Below are 14,361 nucleotides of genomic sequence, written 5' to 3'. Positions count from 1 at the left end.
TCGCTCCCTCAGCTCGCCCGGGCGCCGAACACGTCGATGTCCTTGCTCTCCTCGGAGAGCGTGACGATCGCGCGCTTGGTGTCCTTGCGCTTGCCGTAGCCGGTCTTGGAGCGCTTGCGCTTACCGGGGCGGTTCAGCGTGTTCACGCTGGTGACCTTCACCCCGAAAACCTTCTCCACGGCGATCTTGATCTGGGTCTTGTTCGCGTCCGGGTGGACCTCGAAGGTGTACTGCTTGCCGTCGAGCAGCGAGTAGCTCTTCTCGGACACCACCGGCGCGAGCAGGATGTCGCGCGGGTCGGGGATCACTTGACCTCCTCCTTCGCGGCGGTCTCGGCGCGCTCGGCACGCTTGGTCTTCACGCCGATCGGGCCGGCGAGGAAGGCCTCGAGCGAGGCCTCCGTGAACACCACGGCGTCGTTGACGAGCACGTCGTAGGTGTTCAGCTGGTCCGGCGCGATGAGGTGCACGTCCGGCAGGTTGCGCAGGCTCAGCAGGTTCACCGAGTCGTTCCGGTCGACGACCGCGAGGACCCGGGTCTCGGCTCCGGCGATCGCGGCGACGGCGGTCCTGGCCGCCTTCGTCGAGGGGGTGTCCCCGTCGACGATGCCGGAGACCACGTGCACCAGGCCGGCGCGGGCGCGGTCCGAGAGGGCCCCGCGCAGGGCGGCTGCCTTCATCTTCTTCGGGGTCTTCTGCGTGTAGTCCCGCGGCGTGGGGCCGTGGACGACGCCACCACCGGCGAACTGCGGCGCGCGGGTCGAGCCCTGACGGGCGCGGCCGGTGCCCTTCTGGCGGTACGGCTTGCGCCCACCGCCGCGGACCTCGCCGCGGGTCTTCGTGTCGTGCGTGCCCTGGCGGGCCGCGGCCAGCTGGGCCACGACGACCTGGTGCATCAGCGGGATGTTCGCGGTCACGTCGAAGACGTGGGCCGGGAGGTCCACCGAACCGGTCTTCTTCCCGGCGGCGTCCTTCACCTCGACGGTGTTCGTGCTGCTCATGCCTTCGCACCACCCTTCGCGGCGCTCTTGACCACCACGAGGCCGCCCTTGGGGCCGGGGACCGCGCCCTTGATGAGCAGCAGCCCACGCTCGGCGTCCACACGGTGGATCTTCAGGTTCTGCGTGGTCTGGCGGTTCACGCCCATGCGGCCCGCCATCCGGACGCCCTTGAAGACGCGGCCCGGGGTGGCACAGCCACCGATGGAGCCCGGCGAACGGTGCTTGCGCTGGGTGCCGTGCGAGGCGCCGAGGCCCTTGAACCCGTGGCGCTTCATGACACCCGCGGTGCCCTTGCCCTTGGTGGTGCCGACGACGTCGACGACCGACCCGGCGTCGAACGCCTCCGCGGTGATCTCCTGGCCGAGCTCGTAGCTCGCGGCGTCGGAGGTGCGGAGCTCGATGGTGAAGCGCCGGGGGGTCACGCCCGCCTTGGCGAAGTGACCGGCCTCCGGCTTGTTCACCTTGCGCGGGTCGATCGCACCGAAGGCGAGCTGGACCGCGACGTAGCCGTCCGTCTCCTGGGAGCGGATCTGGGTCACGACGTTCGGCCCGGCCTGGACCACGGTGACCGGAACCACGCGGTTGTTCTCGTCGAATACCTGGGTCATCCCGAGCTTGCGCCCGAGGATCCCGGTGATCTGCCTGTCGCTCATCGGTGCCCTACTGGATGTTGACGTCGACGCTGGCCGGCAGGTCGATGCGCATGAGCGCGTCGACCGTCTTCGGCGTGGGGTCGAGGATGTCGATCAGCCGCTTGTGCGTGCGCATCTCGAAGTGCTCGCGCGAGTCCTTGTACTTGTGCGGCGAGCGGATGACGCAGTACACGTTCTTCTCGGTGGGCAGCGGCACAGGACCGACGACCCGGGCACCGGTACGCGTCACCGTCTCCACGATCTTGCGAGCAGACGCGTCGATTGCCTCGTGGTCGTAGGCCTTGAGCCTGATGCGGATCTTCTGTCCCGCCATGGTCGTGGGTCGTCCTCTTCTTCCTGCCGCTGCTTTCGCGGGTGTCTCCGGGTGTTCCCCCGGGGGAGCCCCGACCAGTTCGCTCACCACGGGCATCGACGCACGCGGGCCCGGAAGGGCTCGGCATCCGATGCGGCTCGTGTCCGCGCTCTGTTCAGGTCTCACCCTGTGGGCTCCGGTCCACGAGGTCGGGCGTGTCGCCTGACTACTCACAGACCGGTCCCCGGGACTCCGCTCTCCCCCCAGGGGGATCACTTCACTCCGGGGTCGACGCTCCGACTCACACCCGCCCCAGTTCCGGTGGTCCGGCTTGGTGCGTGTGCAGGCCTTCGCGCGCAACCCGTCAAGGATGCCACACGGCGAAGTGCGGCCCTCGACCGGGGTGCGGCCCGTGGACCACAGGGGGTCCACGGGCCGCAGGGGGTCTTACTTGTTGATCTTGGTGACCTGGCCGGCGCCCACGGTCCGTCCACCCTCACGGATGGCGAGCTGCAGGCCCTCCTCCATGGCGATGGGCTGGATCAGCTGGACGCTGATCTCCGTGTTGTCGCCGGGCATGACCATCTCGGTGCCCTGCGGCAGGGTGACCACGCCGGTCACGTCCGTCGTCCGGAAGTAGAACTGGGGACGGTAGTTGTTGAAGAACGGCGTGTGACGGCCACCCTCGTCCTTGCCCAGGATGTAGACCTGGGCCTCGAACTCGGTGTGCGGGGTGATCGAGTTGGGCTTCACGACGACCTGGCCGCGCTCGACGTCCTCGCGCTTGATGCCGCGGAGCAGCAGGCCGACGTTCTCACCCGCGCGACCCTCGTCGAGGATCTTGCGGAACATCTCGACACCGGTGACGGTGGTCGTGGTGGCCTTCTCGCGGATACCGACGATCTCGACGGTCTCGTTGACCTTCACGATGCCACGCTCGATACGGCCGGTGACGACCGTGCCGCGGCCGGTGATCGTGAAGACGTCCTCGACGGGCATGAGGAAGGGCTTCTCGATGTCCCGCTCGGGCTCCGGGATCGACTCGTCGACGGCGTCCATCAGCTCGAGGAGCTTGTCCGCCCACTCCTTGTCGCCCTCGAGCGCCTTGAGCGCCGAGACGCGGACGATCGGCAGGTCGTCGCCCGGGTACTCCTGCGACGACAGCAGCTCGCGAACCTCGAGCTCGACGAGCTCCAGGATCTCCTCGTCGTCCACCATGTCGGACTTGTTCAGCGCGACCACGATGTACGGCACACCGACCTGGCGGGCGAGCAGCACGTGCTCACGCGTCTGCGGCATGGGGCCGTCGGTCGCCGCGACCACCAGGATGGCGCCGTCCATCTGCGCCGCACCGGTGATCATGTTCTTGATGTAGTCGGCGTGCCCGGGGCAGTCGACGTGCGCGTAGTGCCGCTTCTCCGTCTGGTACTCGACGTGCGCGATGGAGATCGTGATACCGCGCTGCCGCTCCTCGGGAGCCTTGTCGATCTGGTCGAACGCCGACGCCTCGTTGAGGTTCGGGTACTTGTCGTGCAGAACCTTGGTGATGGCCGCCGTCAGCGTGGTCTTGCCGTGGTCGATGTGACCGATCGTGCCGATGTTGACGTGCGGCTTGGTCCGCTCGAACTTCGCCTTCGCCACTGCAGTGTCCTCCTGGACTTGATCTTCTACTCCGCCGTGCTGACGGCAGGTCTGGGGGTTGAGAGGTGCGGGTCGCGGACCTTACAGGCCCGCGACTCGCTCCTCACGAGCGGTCCGGACTTACTCGCCGGTCGCCTTCGCGATGATCTCCTTGGCGACGCTCGAGGGGACCTCGGCGTAGCTGTCGAACACCATCGTGTAGTTCGCCCGGCCCTGGGTCCGCGACCGGAGGTCGCCGACGTAGCCGAACATCTCCGAGAGCGGGACCAGCGCCTTGACGACGCGGGCACCCGCCCGCTCCTCCATGGCCTGGATCTGGCCGCGGCGGGAGTTGAGGTCACCGATCACGTCGCCCATGTAGTCCTCGGGCGTCGTGACCTCGACGGCCATCATCGGCTCGAGCAGCGCGGGGCTGGCGAGACGCGCAGCCTCCTTGAGCGCCATCGAACCGGCGACCTTGAAGGCCATCTCGGACGAGTCGACCTCGTGGTACGCACCGTCGACCAGGGTCAGCTTGATCCCGACGAGCGGGTAGCCCGCGAGGATGCCGTACTGCATGGCGTCCTGCGCGCCGGCGTCCACGGACGGGATGTACTCCCGCGGGATGCGGCCACCGGTGACCTTGTTGTCGAACTCGTACAGCGCACCGTCGGCGGTGTCCAGCGGCTCCAGGTTGATCAGGACCTTCGCGAACTGTCCCGAGCCACCGGTCTGCTTCTTGTGCGTGTAGCTGTACTTCTCGACGGCCTTGCGGATCGTCTCGCGGTACGCGACCTGAGGCTTGCCGATGTTGGCCTCGACCTTGTAGTCGCTCTTCATCCGGTTGACGAGCACCTCGAGGTGGAGCTCACCCATGCCTGCGATGATCGTCTGGCCGGTCTCGTCGTCCAGGGAGACCTGGAACGTCGGGTCCTCCTCGGCGAGCTTCTGGATCGCGATGCCCAGCTTCTCCTGGTCGGCCTTGGTCTTCGGCTCGACCGCGACCTGGATCACCGGGTCCGGGAACGTCATCGACTCGAGCACGATGGGTGCCTGCGGGTCGCTGAGCGTGTCGCCGGTGGTGGTGTCCTTGAGCCCGATGACGGCGTAGATGTGGCCCGCCATGGCCTCGTCGACCGGGTTCTCCTTGTTGGCGTGCATCTGGAAGAGCTTCCCGATGCGCTCCTTGCGGTCCTTGGTCGAGTTCACGACCTGGGAACCCGCGGCGACCCGGCCCGAGTACACCCGGACGTAGGTCAGCTTGCCGAAGAACGGGTGCGCGGCGATCTTGAAGGCCAGGCCCGCGAACGGCTCGTCCTTGCTGGGCTTGCGGCTGGCCGGGGTCTCCCCGTCCGGCAGCGTGCCCTCGACCGGCGGCACGTCGTACGGCGACGGCAGGTAGTCGATGACCGCGTCGAGCATGGGCTGGACGCCCTTGTTCTTGAACGCGGAGCCACAGAGCACCGGGTACGCCGAGCGGTTCTTGACGATCGCCCGGATACCGGCCTTCAGCTGCTCGACCGTGAGCTCCTCGCCACCGAGGTAGAGCTCCATCAGCTCGTCGTCCGTCTCCGCGACGGCCTCGATGAGCGCGGTGCGGTACTCCTCCGCGCGCTCCTTGAGGTCCGCCGGGATCTCCTCGACGGCGTAGTCCTCGCCCTTGGCCACCTCGCCGCGCCAGGTGAGCGCGCGGTTCTCGACCAGGTCGACGACGCCGATGAAGTCGTTCTCGGAGCCGATGGGCAGCTGGATCGGCAGCGGCGTGGCGCCGAGCCGGTCCTTGATGGTGCTCACGGTGAAGTAGAAGTCCGCGCCCAGCTTGTCCATCTTGTTGACGAAGCAGATGCGGGGGACGTCGTACTTGGTGGCCTGCCGCCAGACCTGCTCGGACTGCGGCTCGACCCCCTCCTTGCCGTCGAAGACCGCCACCGCGCCGTCGAGCACGCGCAGGGATCGCTCCACCTCGACGGTGAAGTCGACGTGGCCCGGCGTGTCGATGATGTTGATCTGGTGGTCTTTCCAGAAGCAGGTCGTCGCGGCGGACGTGATCGTGATGCCGCGCTTCTGCTCCTCCTCCATCCAGTCCATCGTGGCCGCGCCGTCGTGGACCTCACCGATCTTGTAGTTGATCCCGGTGTAGTACAGGATCCGCTCGGTGGTGGTGGTCTTACCGGCGTCGATGTGGGCCATGATGCCGATGTTGCGGACCTTGGTGAGGTCCGTCAGCACATCCTGTGCTGCCACTTCTCAGCTCTCCCTAGACCAGGTTGGCGCGGGCCGGTCGGCTCGTCACCAGCGGTAGTGGGCGAAGGCCTTGTTGGACTCCGCCATCTTGTGCATGTCCTCGCGCCGCTTCACGCTGGCGCCGAGGCCGTTGCTCGCGTCGAGCAGCTCGTTCATGAGGCGCTCGACCATGGTCTTCTCGCGCCGCTGGCCCGCGTAGCTGACCAGCCAGCGCAGCCCCAGCGTGGTCTGCCGGACGGCACGCACCTCGACCGGGACCTGGTAGGTCGCGCCACCGACACGGCGGCTGCGGACCTCGAGGGCGGGCTTGACGTTGTCCAGCGCGCGCTTGAGCGTGACGACCGGGTCGGCCCCGGTCTTGTCGCGAGTGCCCTCGAGCGCGGCGTAGACGATCCGCTCGGCGAGCGAGCGCTTGCCGTCCTTGAGCACCTTGTTGATCAGCTGTGTCACCAGCGGGGAGGCGTAGACCGGGTCGTTGACCAGCGGACGCTTCGGAGCGGGGCCCTTGCGAGGCATCTCAGCTCTTCTCCTTCTTCGCGCCGTACCGGCTACGGGACTGCTTGCGGTTCTTGACGCCCTGGGTGTCGAGCGAGCCGCGGATGACCTTGTACCGGACACCCGGCAGGTCCTTCACACGGCCGCCACGCACGAGCACGATGGAGTGCTCCTGCAGGTTGTGGCCCTCACCCGGGATGTAGGCGGTGACCTCGATGCCGCTGCTCAGCTTCACGCGAGCGACCTTCCGCAGCGCGGAGTTCGGCTTCTTCGGGGTCGTGGTGTAGACGCGGGTGCAGACGCCGCGGCGCTGGGGCGAACCCTTCAGCGCTGCCGTCTTGGTCTTGGAGACCTTGTCCTCGCGGCCCTTGCGGACCAACTGCTGGATCGTGGGCATGAACCCTCTGTTCTCTTTCCCTGCTGATGCTGCTCAGGTGTCTCACCCCGGCGGCTGCCCGGGTGGGCGGATCGTGCCGTCCGACCAGGTCCGGGGGCTCCGGTTCCACTCCGGGTGCCGAACCACGGGGTCGGGCGTGTCGCGGCCCGTGCACCGACCGCGGAATCGGGGAACTCCGCGGGGCGTCCGGGACGGACGTCGAGGCGCGCGAGAACGCGCGCACGGACCAAGCGTACGCGGCCCGTCTGACGAGGGTCAAAACGGGTCCACACCCGTGCCCCGCGGGCATCGGGCGGCCACGTGCCGGTCATCGCCGCGTTGCCGGAAGGGTGCCGCATCCGGCAGGCGACAGGCAAGCCGACTCACCCGCTCGTCGCAGATCGTCTCCCGCTCGCCGCACCCCGGTCGCCACCGGGCCCTGCGGGGGCCAGGTCTGGCCCGCACGCCCCGTCGGCGCCGCTGACCTGCGTCATTACCCTCCCGATCGTGCGCCTCACACTGCCGTGTGCCGCTGTCCGTGCGGCGACCCGACTGCTCTCCTCCGTGTCGCTGTCCCCCAGGCTCCCGTTGCCGGTCGCCCGCGGGCTGCTCGACCTCCAGGGCCGGGTGCTCCCGGTGCCCCGCGGGACCCGCACGGAGCGGACCCCGACGGGCCTGCGGGTGCGGACCCCCGGCGCCGACCGGGACCGCGTCGTGCTGTTCCTGCACGGCGGCGGCTACCTGACCGGGTCCCCGTGGTCGCACCGCTCGCTCGCGGCCTGGTTGAGCGAGGCCGCGGGCGCCCCGGTGGAGCTGCTCGACTACCGCCTGGCACCCGAGCACCCGTATCCGGCCGGACTGGACGACGCGGAGCAGGCCTACGTGCGCCTGCTCGACGCGGGACTCCCTGCTCAACGCCTCGCCCTCGCGGGAGATTCCGCGGGCGCCGGGCTCGCGGTGGCGCTGCTGCTCAGACTGCGGGACAAGGGGACCCCACTCCCCGCGACGATCGGGCTGATCTCCCCGTGGGTCGACCTCTCGCTCACCGACCCGCACCTGGAGTCCCACGCGGCGTCCGACGCGATGCTCGGCCCCGAGCTGCTCCGCGCGGGCCTGCGGGCCTACCTGGGCGGCAGGCCGGTGCCCGCCGAGCTGCGCCCGCTCGAGGCCGACCTGTCCGCGCTCCCGCCGGTCCACGTGGTCGCCGGGGCGGACGAGGTGCTCGTCGGGGACGCGGACCGGTTGGTCGCCCGGCTCCGGGAGGCCGGTGGCACGGTGACCTACACCCGTTCCGAGGGGATGTGGCACGACCACGTCACCGAGGCGGGCGTGCTCGACCGGGCCCACACCGACCTGCGGGACCTCGGCCTGGCCCTGCGCCGGGACCTCGCCGCCCGACGGGTGCGGGTCGCCGTCGTCGGAGCCGGGTTCGGGGGCATCGGGATGGGCGTGGCCCTGCGCGAGGACGACCTCGGCGAGGTCACGCTGCTGGAGAAGGCCGAGCGGCCGGGCGGGGTGTGGCGGGACAACACCTACCCGGGGGCCGCCTGCGACGTGCCGTCCCACCTCTACTCGTACTCCTTCGCCCAGGGCCGGGAGTGGAGCAGGCGCTACGCGGTCCAGCCGGACATCCTGCAGTACCTCGAGCGGGTCGCCGCCGAGCACGGGCTCGACGCCGTGCTGCACACCGGCACCGAGGTGACCGACGCGGTGTGGGACGACGCCGCGGCGCTCTGGCGGCTCGCGACCAGCGAGGGAGCCGTCGAGGCGGAGGCACTCGTGTCCGCGTGCGGCCAGCTCTCGCACCCCGCCGTCCCCGATCTGCCCGGCCTGGACGACTTCATCGGGCCCGCGTTCCACTCGGCTCGCTGGGACCACTCGGTGGACCTGCGCCGCAAGCGGATCGCGGTGATCGGGACGGGGGCGAGCGCGATCCAGTTCGTCCCGGAGATCGCCCGCGAGGCCGCGCAGGTCACGGTGTTCCAGCGCAGCGCGGCCTGGATCCTGCCCAAGCCCGACGCCGCGTACGGCCCCCGCGCGCACCGCCTGTTCAGCCGGTTCCCGTTGTGGCACAAGCTGTCCCGGCTCGGCTGGACGGCGTTCTTCGAGGCGGGCGCGCTGGGCCTGACCCGGGTTCGGGCGATCGCCGCGCCGTTCCCCGTCGTGCACCGGGCGCTGCTGCGCCGCCAGGTCGCCGACCCGGTGCTGCGGGAGCGGCTCGAGCCGGACTATCCCGTGGGCTGCAAGCGGATCCTGTTCTCCTCCGACTGGTTCCGCACCCTGGCCCGGCCCCGGGTGCACCTGACCGAGGAGAAGATCGCGGAGGTGACCCCGACGGGCGTCCGCACCGCGGACGGCACCCTGCACGAGGCGGACGTCATCGTGTTCGGCACCGGTTTCCGCACCCAGGACTTCCTGGCCCCGATGCGCGTGGTCGGCCGGGACGGCCGCGAGCTGTCCGCGCAGTGGCGAGACGGCGCGCGGGCCCACCTCGGGGTGACGGTGCCGGGCTTCCCGAACCTGTTCCTGCTCTACGGCCCCAACACCAACGTCGGCTCCGGGTCGATCGTGCACATGCTGGAGTGCCAGATCCGGCACGCCCGCGAGGGCATCCGCAGGTTGGCCGCAGGCGCCCGCACCGTCGAGGTGCGCCCCGATGCGGCGACCGCGTACGACGTGGAGATGCAGTCCCGGCTCGGCGACAGCGTGTGGACCGAGTGCGCGAGCTGGTACCGCACGGAGACCGGACGGATCACGAACAACTGGCCGGGGACCATGCGGGAGTACGCCCGACGCACCGCGGCGCTGGACCCGGCGGACTACGTCATCGGGTAGGCGCGGGCCACGAGCTCGGCCCGGCTGCGCACGCCCAGCCGGGCGAAGATCCGCTTGAGCGTCTGCTTCACGGTGTTCGGCGAGATGTGCAGCCGGTGCCCGATCTCGGCGTTCGTCAGCCCCCGAGCCACCAGCGCCACGATCTCCCGGTCCCGGTCGGTCAGCGGGACCGCCGCCGGGCGCCCCTGCAGTCCGGCCACCAGCGCGGACACGTGGTGGGCCAGGGCGCCTGCGTGGCGGACGTCCGCCGCCCCGAACGGGGCCGCCGACGCGTGCCTGCAGAACCCGAGGGTGCCCACGATCCGACCGCCGCCCAGCAGCGGGGCGACGATGTAGTGCTCCAGCCCGGCGGGCCCCATGACGTGGTCGTAGAGCGCCGACGAGTGCCAGCCCTGCTCCCCCAGCAGGTCCAGCGCGCTGACGGGGACGTGCTCGGCCACCATCAGCCCCAGCACGGGATCCTCGGCGCGCCCGATCTCCTCGTAGCGCTGCAGCACCCGCTCGGGGATCCCCGCGGCGTCCACGCTGACCGGCCGCCCGTCCGGGCCGTGCAGGTAGATGCTGTGCACCTCCGCGCCCACGAGGGAGCCCACGTGGCGCAGGTACGCGGCACGCAGCTCGGCCTCGGACCGGGTCGCGGCCAGTCTGCCCGCGACCGCATGGACGGCGTTCACGTCGAAGTACTCACCCGGGTACTAGCAGGGACGACCGGATGAACCGGAGTATGACAGGCCGCGCCCGCAGTGGGGGGTGCCGCCGGCAGGGCACGACGACGTGCCGACCGGCGGCCACGCGGCCGCCGGGGACGGTGGGGCACGTCCGTCCCCCCGGAGGCACCCTCGCCCGACGGTGGGCGGGGGTGCCCCTCGGCGTCGGACACCACCGTGAACGCCGAAGGGCCGGTCACCTCTCGGTGACCGGCCCCGTCGGAGTCGTTCTGCTTACCGGTAGTCGCGACCGAAGTCGTAGTCGTCCAGCGGGACCGCGGCACCGGTGCCCGTGCCGAACACGTCGGGGCTGTAGTAGCCGTCGTCGTAGCTCGGCAGCGCGTAGGCGGCCGCGCGGGCCTCCTCCGTGGGCTGCACCTGGATGTTGCGGTACCGGCCGATCCCCGTACCGGCGGGGATCAGCTTGCCGATGATCACGTTCTCCTTGAGCCCGACGAGCTTGTCGCGCTTTCCGTTGATCGCGGCATCGGTGAGGATCCGGGTGGTCTCCTGGAAGGAGGCCGCGGACAGCCACGACTCCGTGGCCAGCGAGGCCTTCGTGATCCCCATGAGCACCGGACGGCCGGAGGCCGGCTCGTTGCCCTCGGCCACCACGCGCCGGTTCTGCGACTCGAAGTCGCCGCGCTCGGCGAGCGCGCCCGGCAGGAACTCGGTGGCCCCCGAGTCGATGATCGTGACCCGGCGGAGCATCTGCCGGACGATCACCTCGATGTGCTTGTCGTGGATGTCCACGCTCTGCGTGCGGTACACCTTCTGCACCTCACGCACGAGGTGCAGCTGCACCTCACGCGGGCCCATGACGCGCAGGACCTCGTGCGGGTCCGCCGTGCCCTCGAGCAGCAGCTGCCCGACCTCGACGTGGTCGCCGTCGCGGAGCGGGCGCTCCTCGCCGTCGACCGTGGTCATGGCCAGCCACTGACGCTTCGACAGCTTCTCGTAGACGATCTCCTCGCCGCCGTCGTCCGGCGTGAGGGTGATCTTCCAGAAGCGGTCGCCGTCCTCGATGCGGATCCGGCCGTCGACGTCCGCGATGGGCGCCTTACCGCGCGGGACACGGGCCTCGAAGAGCTCCGTGACACGGGGCAGACCGGTCGTGATGTCGTCACCGGCGACACCACCCTGGTGGAACGTCCGCATCGTCAGCTGCGTGCCGGGCTCACCGATGGACTGGGCGGCGACGATGCCGACGGCCTCGCCCACGTCGACCAGCTTGCCGGTCGCCATCGAGCGGCCGTAGCACATGCCGCAGATGCCGGTACCGGACTCGCAGGTCAGCGCGCTGCGGACCCGGATGCTCCGGACGCCTGCCGCCACGAGGGCGTCCAGCGCCGGGTCCCCGAGGTCCCCGCCCTTCTCGACGATGATGTTGCCCGCCGAGTCGCGGACCTCCTCGGCCGAGCACCGCGCGTACACGGAGGTACGGATGTAGCGGTGCGGGATGAGGGTGCCGTCCGCGGTCTCCTCGGTGACGGCCATGTTGACCGCACGCGTGGTGCCGCAGTCGACCTCGCGCACGATGACGTCCTGCGAGACGTCCACCAGACGACGGGTCAGGTAGCCCGAGTCGGCGGTCCGCAGCGCGGTGTCCGCCAGCCCCTTCCGGGTGCCGTGCGTCGAGATGAAGTACTCGACGACGGACAGACCCTCGCGGAAGTTCGCCTTGATGGGGCGCGGGATGTACTCACCCTTGGGGTTCGCGACCAGACCACGCATACCGGCGAGCTGCCGGACCTGCGTCATGTTGCCCGCGGCCCCCGACTTCACGATCATCGGGATCGGGTTGTCGTCCGGGAAGTTGTCCTCCATGGCCTTGGCGACCTCTTCGGACGCCTGGGTCCAGATCTTCACCATCTCGTCGTTGCGCTCCTGGTGGGAGAGCGCACCACGGGCGTAGCGCTTGTTGACCTGGTCGGCTTTGGCCTCGTAGCCGTCGAGGATCTGCTGCTTGTTCGGCGGCACCACGACGTCGTCGATCGCGATCGTGACGCCGGACCGGGTGGCCCAGTAGAACCCGGCGTCCTTCAGGCGGTCCAGGCACTGCGCGACCTCGGTCATGGAGTAGCGCTCGGCCAGGTCGTTGATGATCGCGGCCTGGCGCTTCTTCGGGAGCGCCTCGTTGACGAACGGGTAGTCCGCCGGGAGGAGCTCGTTGAAGAGCACGCGACCCAGGGTCGTCTCGGCGAGCCAGACGTCTCCCTCGGGCACCTCGATGCCGGCGATCGGGGCGACCCCGGGCAGCCGGATCTTGATGGGCGCCTGCAGGTGCAGGGCCTTGCGGTCGTACGCCATGATCGCCTCGGCGACCGAGCTGTACGACTGGCCGTGCCCGAACGCGTCCGGGCGCTCACGGGTCAGGTGGTACAGACCCGTGACCATGTCCAGCCGCGGCATGGCGAGCGGGCGACCCGACGCGGGCGACAGGATGTTGTTGCTCGAGAGCATCAGCACCCGGGCCTCGGCCTGGGCCTCGGCCGACAGCGGCAGGTGGACCGCCATCTGGTCACCGTCGAAGTCCGCGTTGAACGCCTCGCAGACCAGCGGGTGCAGCTGGATGGCCTTGCCCTCCACCAGCTGCGGCTCGAAGGCCTGGATGCCGAGGCGGTGCAGCGTGGGCGCACGGTTGAGCAGCACGGGGTGCTCGGAGATGACCTCCTCGAGCACGTCCCACACCTGCGAGCGCCCGCGCTCCACCATCCGCTTGGCGGACTTGATGTTCTGCGCGTGGTTCAGGTCGACCAGCCGCTTCATCACGAACGGCTTGAACAGCTCCAGCGCCATCTGCTTGGGCAGACCGCACTGGTGCAGCTTGAGCTGCGGGCCGACGACGATGACCGAACGGCCCGAGTAGTCGACGCGCTTGCCGAGCAGGTTCTGGCGGAACCGGCCCTGCTTGCCCTTGAGCAGGTCGGACAGCGACTTGAGCGGCCGGTTGCCAGGGCCCGTCACCGGACGGCCGCGGCGGCCGTTGTCGAACAGCGCGTCGACGGCCTCCTGCAGCATCCGCTTCTCGTTGTTGACGATGATCTCGGGCGCGCCGAGGTCGATCAGTCGCTTGAGGCGGTTGTTCCGGTTGATGACCCGGCGGTACAGGTCGTTCAGGTCGGACGTGGCGAAGCGGCCACCGTCCAACTGCACCATGGGACGCAGGTCCGGCGGGATGACCGGGACGCAGTCCAGCACCATGCCCATGGGCGAGTTGCCCGTGGTCTGGAAGGCCGCGACGACCTTGAGGCGCTTGAGGGCGCGGAGCTTCTTCTGCCCCTTGCCGCTGCGGATGATCTCGCGCAGCTTCTCGGCCTCGGCCGGGATGTCGAAGGTCTGCAGCAGGTTCTGGATCGCCTCGGCGCCCATGGCCCCGGTGAAGTAGTCCCCGTACCGGTCGTACAGCTCGCGGTAGAGGCCCTCGTCCGGGATGAGCTGCTGGACGGCCAGCTTGGAGAAGGTCGTCCAGATCTCGTCGAGTCGGTCCAGCTCGCGCTGGGCCCGGTCGCGGAGCTGGCGCATCTCGCGCTCGCCACCCTCCTTGACCTTGCGGCGGACGTCGCTCTTGGCGCCCTCCGCCTCGAGCGCGGCGATGTCGGCCTCGAGCTTCTGGGCCCGGGCCTCCAGGTCGCCGTCGCGGCGCTGCTCGACCCGCTTGCGCTCCACGCTCATCTCGTTCTCGAGCGTGGACAGGTCCTGGTGACGCAGCTCGGTGTTCACCGAGGTGATCACGTAGGCCGCGAAGTAGATGATCTTCTCGAGATCCTTCGGCGCCAGGTCGAGCAGGTAGCCCAGCCGGCTCGGCACACCCTTGAAGTACCAGATGTGCGTGACCGGGGCGGCCAGCTCGATGTGCCCCATCCGCTCACGCCGCACCTTGGCGCGAGTGACCTCGACGCCGCAGCGCTCGCAGATGATGCCCTTGAACCGGACGCGCTTGTACTTGCCGCAGTAGCACTCCCAGTCCCGGGTCGGGCCGAAGATCTTCTCGCAGAAGAGTCCGTCCTTCTCGGGCTTGAGGGTGCGGTAGTTGATGGTCTCCGGCTTCTTGACCTCGCCGTGCGACCACTGGCGGATGTCCTCGGCGGTGGCCAGACCGATCCGCAGCTCGTCGAAGAAGTTGACGTCGAGCACTG

11 protein-coding genes are annotated in these 14,361 nt (G+C 69.7%); 1 reads left to right on the top strand and 10 read right to left on the bottom strand.

Annotated features, from left to right (window positions below; genetic code table 11):
- Positions 1 to 8: 8 nt before the first annotated feature.
- The 8 genes from rplW to rpsL form a co-directional block, all read right to left on the bottom strand.
- Positions 9 to 308 carry a 50S ribosomal protein L23 gene (rplW, locus tag ABD993_RS16735; protein ID WP_345418664.1) on the bottom strand — a complete coding sequence of 100 codons (300 nt, stop codon included), beginning with the start codon at positions 306 to 308 and terminating at the stop codon, positions 9 to 11.
- Entirely contained in the window at positions 305 to 1,000 is a 696-nt protein-coding gene (gene rplD, locus ABD993_RS16730) for a 50S ribosomal protein L4 (RefSeq protein WP_345418661.1), read from the bottom strand. The genes rplW and rplD overlap by 4 nt, the downstream gene beginning before the upstream one ends.
- Entirely contained in the window at positions 997 to 1,653 is a 657-nt protein-coding gene (gene rplC / locus ABD993_RS16725) for a 50S ribosomal protein L3 (protein WP_345418658.1), read from the bottom strand. The genes rplD and rplC overlap by 4 nt, the downstream gene beginning before the upstream one ends.
- A gap of 7 nt (positions 1,654 to 1,660) precedes the next feature.
- Positions 1,661 to 1,966 carry a 30S ribosomal protein S10 gene (gene rpsJ / locus ABD993_RS16720; RefSeq protein WP_003938093.1) on the bottom strand — a complete coding sequence of 102 codons (306 nt, stop codon included), beginning with the start codon at positions 1,964 to 1,966 and terminating at the stop codon, positions 1,661 to 1,663.
- Between the two features lie 426 nt (positions 1,967 to 2,392).
- Positions 2,393 to 3,586: an elongation factor Tu gene (gene tuf / locus ABD993_RS16715; protein ID WP_345418655.1), complete on the bottom strand. Its 1,194-nt coding sequence runs from the start codon at positions 3,584 to 3,586 to the stop codon at positions 2,393 to 2,395.
- Positions 3,587 to 3,706: 120 nt separating this feature from the next.
- On the bottom strand, positions 3,707 to 5,809 hold the full coding sequence (gene fusA / locus ABD993_RS16710; RefSeq protein WP_345418652.1) for an elongation factor G: 2,103 nt from the start codon (positions 5,807 to 5,809) through the stop codon (positions 3,707 to 3,709).
- Between the two features lie 45 nt (positions 5,810 to 5,854).
- Positions 5,855 to 6,325 (bottom strand): 30S ribosomal protein S7, encoded by a 471-nt coding sequence (gene rpsG, locus ABD993_RS16705; protein ID WP_345418648.1) that lies wholly within the window; start codon positions 6,323 to 6,325, stop codon positions 5,855 to 5,857.
- A 1-nt stretch (position 6,326) separates the two neighbouring features.
- Positions 6,327 to 6,701 carry a 30S ribosomal protein S12 gene (rpsL, locus tag ABD993_RS16700; protein WP_093076962.1) on the bottom strand — a complete coding sequence of 125 codons (375 nt, stop codon included), beginning with the start codon at positions 6,699 to 6,701 and terminating at the stop codon, positions 6,327 to 6,329.
- A 486-nt stretch (positions 6,702 to 7,187) separates the two neighbouring features.
- Here rpsL and ABD993_RS16695 point away from each other — a divergent pair, with 486 nt between their 5' ends.
- Positions 7,188 to 9,515 (top strand): alpha/beta hydrolase fold domain-containing protein, encoded by a 2,328-nt coding sequence (locus ABD993_RS16695; protein ID WP_345418643.1) that lies wholly within the window; start codon positions 7,188 to 7,190, stop codon positions 9,513 to 9,515.
- Here ABD993_RS16695 and ABD993_RS16690 read toward each other — a convergent pair.
- Together ABD993_RS16690 and ABD993_RS16685 are read right to left on the bottom strand one after the other, a co-directional pair.
- Positions 9,500 to 10,189 carry a helix-turn-helix transcriptional regulator gene (locus tag ABD993_RS16690; RefSeq protein ID WP_345418640.1) on the bottom strand — a complete coding sequence of 230 codons (690 nt, stop codon included), beginning with the start codon at positions 10,187 to 10,189 and terminating at the stop codon, positions 9,500 to 9,502. The genes ABD993_RS16695 and ABD993_RS16690 overlap by 16 nt on opposite strands.
- 267 nt (positions 10,190 to 10,456) lie before the next feature.
- On the bottom strand, positions 10,457 to 14,359 hold the full coding sequence (locus tag ABD993_RS16685) for a DNA-directed RNA polymerase subunit beta' (RefSeq protein ID WP_345418637.1): 3,903 nt from the start codon (positions 14,357 to 14,359) through the stop codon (positions 10,457 to 10,459).
- Positions 14,360 to 14,361: the final 2 nt, after the last annotated feature.

Origin of the sequence: Pseudonocardia xishanensis (genome assembly GCF_039541715.1) — a bacterium.
In the GTDB taxonomy this organism is placed as follows: Bacteria; Actinomycetota; Actinomycetes; order Mycobacteriales; family Pseudonocardiaceae; genus Pseudonocardia; species Pseudonocardia xishanensis.
Note: the sequence above shows the minus strand (reverse complement) of the source record. Positions and strands in the feature narration are given on the sequence as shown.

Excerpts from the sequence above, each read along its gene's own strand:
- rplD (WP_345418661.1), bottom strand. The coding sequence starts at position 1,000 with ATGAGCAGCACGAACACCGTCGAGGTGAAGGACGCCGCCGGGAAGAAG.
- rplC (WP_345418658.1), bottom strand. The coding sequence starts at position 1,653 with ATGAGCGACAGGCAGATCACCGGGATCCTCGGGCGCAAGCTCGGGATG.
- rpsJ (WP_003938093.1), bottom strand. The coding sequence starts at position 1,966 with ATGGCGGGACAGAAGATCCGCATCAGGCTCAAGGCCTACGACCACGAG.
- rpsG (WP_345418648.1), bottom strand. The coding sequence starts at position 6,325 with ATGCCTCGCAAGGGCCCCGCTCCGAAGCGTCCGCTGGTCAACGACCCG.
- rpsL (WP_093076962.1), bottom strand. The coding sequence starts at position 6,701 with ATGCCCACGATCCAGCAGTTGGTCCGCAAGGGCCGCGAGGACAAGGTC.